Source organism: Pelotomaculum sp. PtaB.Bin117, from assembly GCF_002067195.1.
GTDB classification, from domain to species: Bacteria; Bacillota; Desulfotomaculia; order Desulfotomaculales; family Pelotomaculaceae; genus Pelotomaculum_D; species Pelotomaculum_D terephthalicicum.
The window spans coordinates 26,999-39,618 of the sequence record NZ_MVQM01000141.1 but is presented as its reverse complement, the minus strand read 5'-3'; the positions used below and the strand labels follow the sequence as shown (position 1 = coordinate 39,618).

Genomic DNA, 12,620 nt, shown 5'->3' with positions numbered 1-12,620 from the left:
AGTAGGAGGAATTCAATAACGATGGTTCAAGCAAAGCCTTGTGCCATCTGCCTCGGCGAATGCCGAGAGGCTATAAAATAAATAAGGAGGTTCTGTAATGGACCGATCCTCAGCCCTTGATAAAGTTGAAAATTTAATTTTAACCTGCGGTTATGATCAGAATGCGATAAGACGTGACTATAGGTTTATTGATGATAAAAAGGTCATTTGCTCTGCAGACATGGTTGTATTTAGTGAAAATAAGCAACTGGACGTAAGCACTTCATGTATAGCTGTTGTTTGGACGGAAAATGGAGGGGATGCCGATAACCTTATAGAAAGGTATCGTTTTTTAGCTGCTCCATTTGTTATTATTTTAAATCCATTAGAAGTTAGTATATACGACTTGCGAAAACAGGAAAAACATAAAAATATAGTTTCTTATAAGCTGCTGGAAAAATATTTTTCTGATAACCGCTTGAATTATGACAAGCAAAATTTGTTAACAGCTAAGAATACCAATTATTTTTATCAAATTTCTCTGTTTGCAGTAAATGCAACCAAATATAAATTGGTCGAGTTGTTTGAATTTGCCATAAGGTCGGAAAAGAACCGTTTAGGCGAGAAATATAATGATGATATTACACATGTTTCAATACATGTTCTTGCTGCTTGTATAATACAAGATAAATTGTGGGGGTATGATACGCGTGTGGGCAATGCGGTTGAGCTGATTGAGAAGTGCTTACAGCACTATCCCAATTATTTTAAAGGAATTATAGGAAAATCGGTAAAAAAACAAATAGCCCAAAATATTTTCGAATACATCAGGAATCAGCTCACTTTTCAGGCTCTGACCAATGATATTTTAGGTCACCTATATGAATTTGCTATATTAGATAATGATATACGCAAAATGTTTGGAATTCACTGGACAGAAGAGGCCCTTGCCCAGCAAATATGCAAATGCCTGCCTTTTGAATTAATACCTGAAGACAAGAGATACGTATTGGATGGCACTTGCGGTTCAGGCAGCTTTTTAATTGCTGCCTGTGATAGACTCAATAAACTGCTTCCCATGAAAATGGACCGCCAATGTAAGCATGATTTGCTTACAGAAAGAATAACCGGAGTTGAAATAGATAAGTTTGCGTCTGAAGTAGCAAAACTGTCGCTGCTGGTATACAGCATTCCTTATGGAAATAAATGGAACATAATTAACAGTGATTTTTTACAATTACCTTTTGACAGGAAACCATCCATAATTATGACAAATCCCCCCTTTGACTATAATAAGAATAAAGAAACAGCAGCTGAATTTATGGATAAGTACCTTAATGTTTTGGAGCCTGGGGGGATCATGGCGATCATACTTCCTGCCACGTATCTTGAGGGTAGCAAATGCGTAGAATCAAGGAATACACTTCTCAATTCAGCCAGGATATACGAGATATGGTATTTGCCGGAGAACTCGTTTGAAACATCTGATGTTTCTATCGTTGTCATAATTTTAAGGAAGTTTAAAACCGGCGAAAGCTTCTCTGAGTATCCTGTAAAATCTCTTTTTATCTCTAATAATGATTATGAATTATTCAAAAAAAGTGGCCGGGCAACAAAGGCAATCTTTAAAAACGCTAAAGAATGGATTGATTCACCGCAAAAAATTATTTCCAATTCGATTCTAGATTCCTGTTTAAAAAGTATAAAAGTTGAAACGAGCGTTGGAAAACTTGTCAGTATTAGCAGGGGCATAGAGCCTAAATTTAAATCAAATGAAGATTTTTGTAATGAAATAGCAAATGATAGTGCTGACAACTGGGAAAAATGGTTGCAGTCTCCTGGAGAAAATATCCTGGAGCCTTATAAGATTACATGGAAAAACTACAGAGACCATAATAGACGATATGTTCGATACCCAGGTAACCATCACCGCGGAAAAGAAAAAGTTCCATTCAAGTCTGAAAAGATACTATTAAACGGGACAAGAAATTCTATGAGCAAGTGGAGGATATATGGGGCAATAGACCGGGATGGTTATTATGTAGGTCATGGATTTTATATTATCTATGATAAGAAAAGCAGTGTTTCTTATGAAGAATTAATTGCGGTTATAAATCATCCGCTTACGAGCTTGTATATTGATAAGTTTAATAAGAAAATATACATTAACAAAGACATAGTAAAGGATATTCCATTCCCTAAATTTACTGAAACTCAAAAGCGGATGATTATTAATAGTGTAAATAGAATTAGCGATTTAAAAAATAAAAAAAGACCTAATTGGCAGCATGAAGTATGCGGGCTTATTATTGATGTTGATAATATCGTTTATGATGCTTTTCAAGTGCCAGAGTTTGAACGAGAGAAGATTGCTGAATATTTTTCCGATGTATGCAGGCCGGGAGAAGAATGGCAAAACTTTATTCGTAAAAAAGCTAATTTAATACAGAGTGATTTTCCAAATCCCGAAAAGACCTGGAAGATTTTCGGCACGGTTCAGGGTGTTGATCTTGACAAACAGACAGTTACCTTTATTAATAGATGAATATAATGGTGAACAAACAATACCTATTCCCACTGCAATGCCAGGCTGGGCCTTGGAGCAAGGAACAGTATTTGAGGCGGCAATTCCGTTTGCGCAAAGAAATGATATATCGTTGAGCGGAGTTAATTTTTTGAGTTTTCGTATGATTGATTACGGATATCTGTCTGATGATGAATTTAATTTTATGGAGCAAACAAGTAACAACCCTCCTGTCATTTTAGGAGGTGAATGATAATCATGTCCGGTGTTTTGCTGGTCGCTTTCTTAGAGGTTGGGCATGGCGATTCTATTGTAATTATATATCCGGACGGCTCAACAGCAACAATAATTGACACGCCAAACTCTAAATTGACTTTCGATTTTCTTGAGAAACATGGAATTGCCCGTGTTGACTGGGCAATAGTGTCGCATGGCGATAGTGACCACTATAGAGGAATAGCAAGTCTTGTCGCCAACTTGCACAACTCCGGTGTAGCGGTATCAAAACTTGGTTATATAAGGGGAGATAAAAGTATCCGCAGGGAAAACGGGTATAAAAAACTAAGAAGGCAGTTTGCCGAATTTGAAATAAAATACGGTATTGAATGCATTTCACCATATTCTCAATTTCTAACAGGATCAATAGCTAGTTCGGGTGACGTAAATCTAAGTTGTATCTTTCCTCATAGCCCTGCCGATGTAGATATGGCAGGAGATGAACCGAACAATTGGTCCATTGTGCTTATTCTGGAACATGAAAATTACAGGATTTTGCTGCCGGGTGACCTTCAAGGGAAAGGATGGTATAGATTAATGAGTAAGTTGGCTAAAATGGGGAAATCCTTACGAGCCGATATTTTTAAATTGCCCCACCATGGCCGGTGGTTTGCCGGAGGTCCGGAATCCTTAGCATTGAGTAATGTAATAGATATTGTTGATGGTTCAATCGGTATTGTATCAGCAGGATATCACGATAGAATAAGCTGCCCTTCACCGGGAACAATCCACGCTCTAAAAAAGTCGAAGCGTTTTTCAAGAGTACTGTGCACCGGAAGTGGCAAAACATGCCATAATGGAAAACGGATAAAAAGCATACCATCCGGCATAACTTTGGGGAAATCTGCCGATGGTATAAGTGTACCTTGTGCAGGCACGATAATCGTTAGGATAAGCAGAGAGGGTATTGATATTTGTCCTTCACAAAAGGATCATGCGAATGTTATATCAAAGCTTAGTAGTCCTATCTGTATTGGATAGTTACTTGGAAAACGATGTAAACCTCCTTCAAATAACCTGTCCCCTTGCCCTTTTCTTTACAGCCAATGAACAACCTCCGAAACGCTTTTGGCTTTAATTCGCCTTAATGGGCTTATGATGGAAAAAAACGTTATAAGCATGGTTAGAATGAAAATCAAAACCACCTCGGCGATAGGAAATTGCCAAATGATATGAAAAGTCGAAAGCCAGTTTGCAACCAGCGCTTTTTGCAGCATAATTCCCAGAACGCATCCCGCGAGGCAGCCGGTCAGACTGTATGTTGCGGCTTCGCACAAAACCATTTTACTTAATTGAGCGTTTGACATGCCCACAGCCCGCATGACCCCCAAATACCTGGTTTTTGACGCAACGCTCGTATTCATGGTGTTGATGATATTCAAAATGCTGATCAGGGCAATTACCGCTATGAAGCCATATATGAAGACGGCCATGGTTAAAAAGGTTTGGTCGATCTCCGCGTTCTTTTGGCGGGCGTCCAGCACAGTGATAGAATTGCCCGCGAGGCTCTTTATTGCCTGGAAGGCTTGTTCCTGATTTCTCCTGTCGAGTTGAATGTCTATTATTTTATATGCTGATCCGCCGGTTAACTCGGTGAACAGCTTCTCGGTGGTAATAAACGTGGTCAAAGTCAGCTCTTTGCTGTCAAACGGCACGGTGCGCAATATGCCCATAACTTTTAATTCTTTGGTTCCTGCGGGGGTTTCAATATAGACCTTATCTCCCAATTTCAGATTTGCGGTTTCTGTAGAAACACCCTTTCTTAAATGCATGGCGACTGCAATTACCCCGTTTTGCTCGTTTATTTTATCTTCAGAAAGTTCTCCTGCAATCAAATCCGCTTTCGCCCAATTTAACTGGTTTTGATCATATGAGATGAGCCAGGCGCTTTCGGGGGGTACAAACAAACCATTGTCTTTTACTTTGATACCTCCCATGTTTTCTTGATAAGAGCCGGTCAGCCTGGCGGCGTCAAAAGTCGCGTCGACATAGCCGAACATTCTGCCGTAAACCTTTTTAACGCCGTCAATACCCGACAGTCTTGCATACAAATCGTGCTCAAGGTCATGCTCCGAGGTCAGGGAAATGTCGGGGGTGTTAGGCTTGGTGGTTTTCAGACTGGTATGCATAAAATCGACGAATACATTAAAGCCGAAATATATGATAATGCTGACGGCTATGGAGGAAGACATTAAAAATAGCGTTTTCTTTTTAAGAACGGCATTGTTTACTCCCATCGCAATTTCAACGGGCAGAGTTTTAGTCAGAAAACTCCGTTTTTCACGCTTCTTGCTTATTACCTGATTACCTCCCGCTGCGGCGCTCACCGGGGAAACCCGGGCCGCTTTTCTCGCGGGCACAAAGGAAGCGATAAAAACGGTCAGAAACCCGGCGCCTATGCCGGCGGCCAGGCCCGGCAGGCTGCAGTTGAACAAAGGAATGGCGCCGAATAGACTGCTGTTATAGAACTTCAATATGCCGGAGCAAATAAAGGTGATCAGCATACCGGCCAGCAGCCCGCCGGGGATTGCCCGCAGGGTGATATAAATCCCTTCTCTGCGGACCAGCTTTTTTATTTGCGCCTGCGACGCGCCGATGCACCGTAAAAGCCCGAATTGACGCACCCTGTCCATGACCGATATGTTAAAGGTATTATAGATCATAATAACGCCGGCAACGAGCACCATAAAAAATAATATGGCCCCGATTTTATAAAAGTCCGTCGCCGCGTTATGGCCGCTCTGTCCCATGACGGCAAGAAGGCGTTCATTGCGCTCGATTCTGTCGTCGGCAATATTCAAGGCGCTTTTTATTTCTTTTTCCGCCGCAAGTATATTTACGCCGCTTTTAAACTTAATAAAATAAAAATCCGTTTTTGCGTAATGCACCGCAGCGGCGCCGCCGACAGAAAGAAGCACGCCCGGCACTCCCTTCGCCTTCATGCCGCCGAGATCATTGAATATTCCGCTTATTATAAATTCTCTTGCCGCGCCGTCAGCAAAAGCGATTTTAACCGCGTCGCCTGTTTTTAAATTCCATTGATTGTTCTCCGCCGCCCACTGCTCAAGCATGATTTCATTTTCCGCTGTCGGATATTCGCCTTCAATAACCCTTATGTTCAGGTTTTCCGCGAAATTTTGCTCAAGCGCGCCGAGTTTGCACATGACGCCGTTGATACTTGCCTCTCCAAGATCTTTCCATCCCCCGGCGTTTTCTACGTCGATACGGCTGGCAATGGCATGCGTTTCCCGGCCGGACGGCTCTTTCAGCAGAAGATGATAATTCCCGTAGTCATGGATAACTTGTATCTTTTCAAACTGCATAAAGACATCCAGCATGGAGAAAATACCGGTGATGAGGGCGACCGATACGGCAACACCGGCGATGGTCAGCCTGGTTTTCTTTGCGTGGGCCGACAGGTATTTGGGGACAAGACTGAGATAGTTTTTCATCGTCCGGCGCCCCCCAACTCGCTTAGCATGCCGTCCTCCATGCTGAATACCCTGCCGGCGCAGGAAGCATAATTTTGATTGTGCGTAATCATGAGCAGGGTTTGATGATACCTGTCAACGGACATTTTCATCAAATTGATCACGTCCCTGCTGTTCTTGCTGTCAAGATTTCCAGTCGGCTCATCCGCCAGAATAATTGCCGGCCTGGCTGCCAGCGCCCGGCCGATGGCCACGCGCTGCTGCTGCCCTCCCGACAGCTGACCGGGCAAATGGTGTTTTCTGTCCGTCAGCCCCAGTACGTTCAGCAGTTCGTCAATATGCTGCTTGTCCGGCTTTTTATAGTCCAGCAGCAACGGCAGGATAATGTTTTCTTCAACATTTAATTCGGGCACCAGATTATAAGCCTGAAAGATAAAGCCTATGCTGCGCCTGCGGAAAACCGCCAGTTCCTTTTCCCGCATGGCGAATATGTCCCTGCCGTCTAAATACAGCTTGCCGGAAGTAGGGACATCCAATGCTCCAAGCAGATTGAGCAGCGTGCTTTTTCCCGAACCGGAAGGCCCGACGATGGAAACGAATTCGCCCTTGGAAACGGAAAAGGACACGTCCTTTAAGGCTTCCACCTTTGTCTCGCCTTCTCCGAATGTTTTTGACAGCTTTGCGGCTTTAAGTATTTCCATTTTCCCACCTCAGTTATCTTATTCAGCAACAAGATAACATCCCAACCTTACTCTAATATGAATTTAAGCTTACAATTCTGTAAGCTTGGGCAGATGCACGGTGAATATTGCGCCTTTTTCAACCGCACTTTCGACAGAAATAAAGCCGCCATGCATTTCAATAATTGATTTTGCCAGGGTAAGTCCGATACCTGTGCCCTGCTTGTTTTGTGAAAACCTGCTCCGGTAAAATCTTTTAAAAATGTAGTTGATGTCATCAGGGTGAATGCCTGCTCCGTCGTCCCGGACGGTTATTTTTACCATTAACGGCGTTTCTTCAATCAGAGCCTCGATGCGGTTTCCCGCCCTGGTATGCTCCACGGCGTTTTTTATCAAGTTGCTCAAAGCCTCGAGCATCCATTCCTTGTCACAGGCGTATGACACCCTGCCGCCGGCTTTTATTTCAAAGGTCTTGCCCTCTTTGCCCAACCTGATTTCAAAGCTGTCGGCCGCCTGTTTGATCAGGTCGTTCAGGATGTAATCTTTTTTATTAATCTCAATAATTCCGGCATCCAGCTTCGCCATCTTTAAAAGACTGGCGATCAGGATTTGCATACGGTCGAGTTCACTTTCACTTTTACTTAAAAAGCTTGCGATCACTTTATTATCGATATTTTCATCTTTCATGATTTCGGTATACATGTTAAGCGCCGATAACGGTGTTTTCAGCTGGTGGGATACATTGGTCAAAATATCCTTTAGAAAAATCCTGTTTTGTTTTTCTCTTTCAATATGCGTGTGCAGTGACGCGGTCATCATATTAATGGACGCCGCCAGCTTCGCCAGGCTTCCTTCGCCGCTGTCGCCAAGCCTTGTGGCTATTTCCCCGCTCATTATTTTATTGACATCATCATTATGCCGGTCTATTTTTTGGTAATGGCCTCTCAAAAACAAAAAGGCGGCAAGTAAAATCGCCAGGCTCATTATAACGGAAAATATAAAATTAGTTGCCATATTTGTTTGATAAAACTCATTCACCCTGGGTATTAAATGCAGCCGCATGCTATCTTTGTATCCCGCTTGTTCAAGCAAGGTTTTACCCGTTTCAAAATGATTTTTAAACTTATCCGCCGTAAACGCAGATGGGATTTCTGAAGCCAGTTCCGGATGTTCGCCGCTCAAATATCCGGCCAGTTCATAATCATGCATGATCATTTCATTTTTGAATTGAACGGCATTTATATAGGCAATTATTTGAGCAATTATAACCCCCAGCAGTAAGGCCAATGTTAGTGTTGTAAAAAATTTTTTCGCATCTTTGTTTGTAAATAAGCTGCTCATAGCAAACTCCTCACATAATATTCCACTTGTATCCCATCCCCCTGATTGTTGTCAAAAATGACGGCTGTTTGGGATTGTCTTCAATTTTTTCACGCAGCCTGCTGATATAAACGGCCAAAGTGTTGTCATCTATAAAGCTTTCACGGCAATCCCATAAGCTTTGCATTATCTTTTCTTTGGATAATATAACTCGCGGATTGCGCATAAAAAGACACAGCAGTCTGTATTCGGCGGATGTCAGCTCCAGATCGGTCCCGTTTTTTATCGCCCTGCCTTCCAAGAGCTTTACGGCAATCCCATTTGCATGCAATTCGGTCACCTGTTCTTTTACCGGTTCCGAACGTCTCAGCGTGGCATTTATTCTTGATAAAAGCTCATTCAGCTTGAAAGGTTTGGTTATGTAATCATCCCCGCCCATGTCCAATCCCATGACAATGTTCACTTCTTCATCGGAAGCGGTCAGGAATATTACAGGAATGTTTGAGGTCTGCCTGATCATTCTGCAAATATCGAAGCCGCTGCCGTCAGGAAGCATTAAATCCAGAATAACCAGATTATATTCGCTTTGATTAAAACAGTGCCTGGCTTCCTTAACAGTTCTTGCCACAGTTACCTCAAACTCATGCTTGGCAAGAGAGAATTTCAATCCTTCAATCAAGCTTAAATCATCTTCAACCAATAAAATTTTTCTCATATTCGTCCTCCACCGCAGGCATTTTCAAACCTTGATTCTTTGTAAAGCTCCTCTACGTAACAATACCATAAAACCGCCGGTTGCTGCCATTCACGGATTTTTAATTTTGCGGACGGGATTTCCACCCGTTAAGCCAAACCTTCTAGTCATATAGAAATTTAGGCTGATAAACGTATTTACAAAGCCGGATAATGGGTATATAATCACAACTGTACTGATTGTACTATATGTAATAGTACGGATAATATTGAAAGGAGGGGCTTTATGTTTGAACTGGACCTGCGCAGCCGCGCGCCTATATATGAACAACTGGTCGAGAAAATCAAGGAACTCATCATAAACAAGGTGCTGAAGCCTGACGAGCAATTACCGGCCGTGCGTGTTTTGGCCGGCGAATTGACCATTAATCCGAATACCATCCAGAAAGCCTACCGGGAACTGGAACATCAAGGATATATCTATTCCATTCCGGGAAAAGGCAGTTTTATCCGGCCTGCTGTTCCCGAGGACAACACTGCCCGCATGCAAACTCTGGAAAACGAGCTTTCCAGAATTTTGTCGGAAATGCTCTATCTGGGTATGCCCCCTCGGAATATCATCACCCGGATTAAAACACTTTTACCTGAGGGTGAAGGAGGTAAAATAGATGATTAAGGCAGAAAAGGTCAGCAAGAAATTCCAGGATGCGGAAGCGCTTAAAAGTGTAAGCCTGTCGGTGCAAAGAAGCTCTATTTATGGTCTGGTCGGTTCCAACGGAGCCGGGAAAACGACACTGTTAAAACTCCTGGCCGGTATTTACAGGCAGAATTCAGGTGAAATCACGATAGATGCGCAGCCGGTATTTGAAAATGACGCCGTCAAAGCGCGTACAGTTTTTATTCCTGATCTTCTGTATTTTTTTCCAAACTTCTCAATTCGAGATACAGCTGATTACTATGCCCAAATATACCCTCAATGGAACCAGGCGCGTTTTGAAAAGCTTGAGGGCGTTTTTAATATCGAGGCCAAGCGGCGCATAAAAACACTGTCCAAGGGGATGCAGCGCCAGGTCTCATTTTGGCTGAGCTTGGCCCTGACGCCGGAGGTTATGCTCTTGGATGAGCCTATTGACGGACTGGATCCGGTGATGCGGCAAAAAGTAAAGAACCTGATTATTCAGGATGTGGCTGAAAGAGAAATGACCGTCATGATTTCTTCCCACAATTTACGCGATCTGGAAGACATCTGCGATTATATCGGCATTTTGCATCAGGGGGAAATGTTGATGCAGAAGGATTTGGACGACCTGAAAGCGGACGTGCATAAAATTCAAGTCGCCTTCAGCGGAGAAACACCCCCCGCCCTGCTGCAGGACATGCAGCCGCTTTACCAGGAAAAGAGAGGCAGCGTGCTGATTTTAATCGTACGCGGCGCCCATGCAGATATAATCAAACGCGTGCGGTCTTATCAGCCAGCCGTCCTGGATATCCTGCCGCTCACCCTGGAGGAAATATTCATATACGAAATGGGGGACAATGGTTATGAAATCAAAAACATCCTTGATCAATAGAGGCATACTGCTCAACGATTTTAAAAGATTCGCCTGGCTAGGCGCCGGATATTTGCTGGTACTGCTCTTAAGTCTCCCGCTTAAAGTGCTTATGCTGCACGGCAAGCTGGAAGAGGTAAGAATACAGCATATATATACGCTAACCCGCATGTTTCAGTTTGATACCAATCAATCTTTTTTAAATGTTATGGCGTTGATCCTCGTCCCCGTATTGACCGGCCTGCTGTTGTTCCGTTATTTGCAGGACAGCCAGGCGGCTGATGCGGCACACGCTTTGCCCGTCAGGCGGGAAACCCTGTACAATACCCACATTGCCGCCGGGATACTGCTCCTGTTTGCGCCGCTTATCCTCATCGCCCTGATTTCCTGGGCGCTGGCTGCCGGACTGGGAATTAATGAAATAAACGGCGCCATACTTTCCTGGTTATATATCAGCCTGCTGATTAATCTGCTTTTCTTTATGACGAGTGCGGCCGTCGGCATGATTACCGGCATGACCACCCTGCAGGGCGTGTTAAGCTATATTCTGCTCCTCCTGCCCAGCGGGCTGTCCCTATTGCTCCTGCACAATATTAACAGGTACATTTACGGTTTCGCATATGATTACTATTTAGAGAAAATAGAAAAACTTTCGCCCCTGATCAGGCTGACCGAGATTTCCATACGGCCTGTTCCCAATGTTGAAATCGCGGTTTACCTGTTAAGCAGCATCGCGCTGTATTTTGCGGGCAGGCATCTCTATCAGCGGCGCCACATAGAAACGGCCGGCAATGCCATTACTTTCGAGGCGCTGCGCCCTCTTTTCAAGTATTCAGCCACCTTTTGCTTTATGCTGCTACTCGGCAGTTACTTTAACAGCGCCCAGGACAGTCCGGGCTGGACATATTTCGGTTACTTTCTGGGCTCCATACTGGCTTATATGCTGATCGAAATTTTGTTGAACAAATCCCTGCAGGTCTTTCAGTGGCGCAGCATCCGGGGGTATGGTGTTTACGCCCTGATTATGATCGGGCTGATTGGTCTGCTTCATTACGATTTTACCGGCTATGAAAAAAGGCTGCCTGCGCTGAGTGAAGTGAAAAGCATATACCTGGATAATTCCTTTTACGCTTTAAATTTTGTGCCTGCTCAGGATCCGCTGGCTTCTGAGCACAACACCTATAGTCCCCTGCCCGTTAAGCTCATATTTACCGAAAAGGACAACATAGCCCGTATTTATTCGCTGCATCAAAAAATACTGGCCAATCGATTGGCAGAAAAAGATTTCTTCTTGTCACAACGTACGAAAGATTATTCCGAAGGGATTTGTCTGGCCTACGAGATGAAAAACGGCAGCCATATTTACCGGCAGTACAAGATTGCCGCGCCGGAGTACGCGGACATATTAAAACCCTTATATGAATCACAGGAATACAAGGAAATGCGTTATAGCATTCTCGGCACAAACCCTGCCGATGTGGACATGATCGAAATTAGCGCGTTTTATGCAAATAAAAAAGTGCGCTTCGTCGACCCGGAGCTCATCGCGCAGGCCGTCGACGCCCTGCGCCGCGACATTTATGATCAGACCTACGAAGAGATGCAGGCCAACGCCAACAAGCAATCCTGGGCCGGCATCACCGTTTATTTGAAGAATAATCGCACAGTCGACCTGAGCTGGGAAAAATCATATGCTGATTTCGAACAGTGGCTTAAAGAAACCGGGAGATACAACCAGGCCCGGCTGCTGCCGGGTGATGATATCACCAGCGCGTTTGTGTACAGGATGACCGACCAGGACAAACAGGAGCCGGACAAGCCGGGGGTTGCCATAAACCGGGATATTCCGATTCCGGAATTAGAAAGAAAACCAGGCGTCCTAAAGATCACCGACCCGGATAAGTTGGAGCTGTGTTTGCGAAATTACAGCATAAGCGGTAAACAGGCGGCATATAAAGTGGTTTTCCCGCAAAACAACGGCGAGATTATTTCCGGATTCTTTTCCGAAGCTGACGCGCCATCTTTTGTTAAAGAGCATTTTACCCCGGCAAAAGAGCCGTTTTAAGGCTGTCAGATAAATAACTCAACTTTCTCACATGGATAATGGCTCTTAAGCCTTGATATAACTAAGTTATTTCGACTCTTATTTGCAGAGAAAACACAAAAG

Annotated in this window: 10 protein-coding genes; 6 read left to right on the top strand and 4 right to left on the bottom strand. The window is 43.8% G+C overall.

The features are described 5' to 3' along the window. The first annotated feature begins 97 nt into the window (after window positions 1-97). From A4E54_RS10195 to A4E54_RS10185, 3 genes are read left to right on the top strand one after another with little or no spacing between them, the layout of a single operon-like run. Window positions 98-2,524, top strand: a complete 2,427-nt coding sequence (locus A4E54_RS10195) for an N-6 DNA methylase (protein WP_286726024.1) — start codon at window positions 98-100, stop codon at window positions 2,522-2,524. Then, complete coding sequence (locus tag A4E54_RS10190) at window positions 2,490-2,756, top strand: hypothetical protein (protein WP_286726021.1); 267 nt, start codon at window positions 2,490-2,492, stop codon at window positions 2,754-2,756. Before A4E54_RS10195 ends, A4E54_RS10190 begins: the two co-directional genes overlap by 35 nt. Window positions 2,757-2,761: 5 nt before the next feature. Next, a complete protein-coding gene (locus tag A4E54_RS10185) occupies window positions 2,762-3,760 on the top strand; it encodes a ComEC/Rec2 family competence protein (protein WP_240085127.1) in 999 nt (332 codons plus the stop codon). A gap of 56 nt (window positions 3,761-3,816) precedes the next feature. Here the strand turns inward: A4E54_RS10185 and A4E54_RS10180 are convergent, their stop codons facing one another. The 4 genes from A4E54_RS10180 to A4E54_RS10165 form a co-directional block, all read right to left on the bottom strand. Further along, a complete protein-coding gene (locus A4E54_RS10180) occupies window positions 3,817-6,231 on the bottom strand; it encodes an ABC transporter permease (protein WP_240085126.1) in 2,415 nt (804 codons plus the stop codon). Next, on the bottom strand, window positions 6,228-6,911 hold the full coding sequence (locus A4E54_RS10175) for an ABC transporter ATP-binding protein (RefSeq protein WP_286726016.1): 684 nt from the start codon (window positions 6,909-6,911) through the stop codon (window positions 6,228-6,230). Before A4E54_RS10175 ends, A4E54_RS10180 begins: the two co-directional genes overlap by 4 nt. 69 nt (window positions 6,912-6,980) lie before the next feature. Next, window positions 6,981-8,231 (bottom strand): sensor histidine kinase, encoded by a 1,251-nt coding sequence (locus A4E54_RS10170; protein ID WP_286726014.1) that lies wholly within the window; start codon window positions 8,229-8,231, stop codon window positions 6,981-6,983. Between the two features lie 10 nt (window positions 8,232-8,241). After that, on the bottom strand, window positions 8,242-8,925 hold the full coding sequence (locus tag A4E54_RS10165; protein WP_286726012.1) for a response regulator transcription factor: 684 nt from the start codon (window positions 8,923-8,925) through the stop codon (window positions 8,242-8,244). Window positions 8,926-9,189: 264 nt separating this feature from the next. Between A4E54_RS10165 and A4E54_RS10160 the strand changes: the two genes are divergently transcribed. The 3 genes from A4E54_RS10160 to A4E54_RS10150 are packed head-to-tail and all read left to right on the top strand — an operon-like array spanning window position 9,190 to window position 12,518. Further along, entirely contained in the window at window positions 9,190-9,579 is a 390-nt protein-coding gene (locus A4E54_RS10160; protein WP_286726010.1) for a GntR family transcriptional regulator, read from the top strand. Further along, window positions 9,572-10,474 (top strand): ABC transporter ATP-binding protein, encoded by a 903-nt coding sequence (locus A4E54_RS10155; RefSeq protein WP_286726008.1) that lies wholly within the window; start codon window positions 9,572-9,574, stop codon window positions 10,472-10,474. The genes A4E54_RS10160 and A4E54_RS10155 overlap by 8 nt, the downstream gene beginning before the upstream one ends. After that, window positions 10,446-12,518, top strand: coding sequence for a DUF6449 domain-containing protein (locus tag A4E54_RS10150; RefSeq protein ID WP_286726006.1), 2,073 nt, complete (start codon window positions 10,446-10,448; stop codon window positions 12,516-12,518). The genes A4E54_RS10155 and A4E54_RS10150 overlap by 29 nt, the downstream gene beginning before the upstream one ends. The last annotated feature ends 102 nt before the right edge of the window (window positions 12,519-12,620 follow it).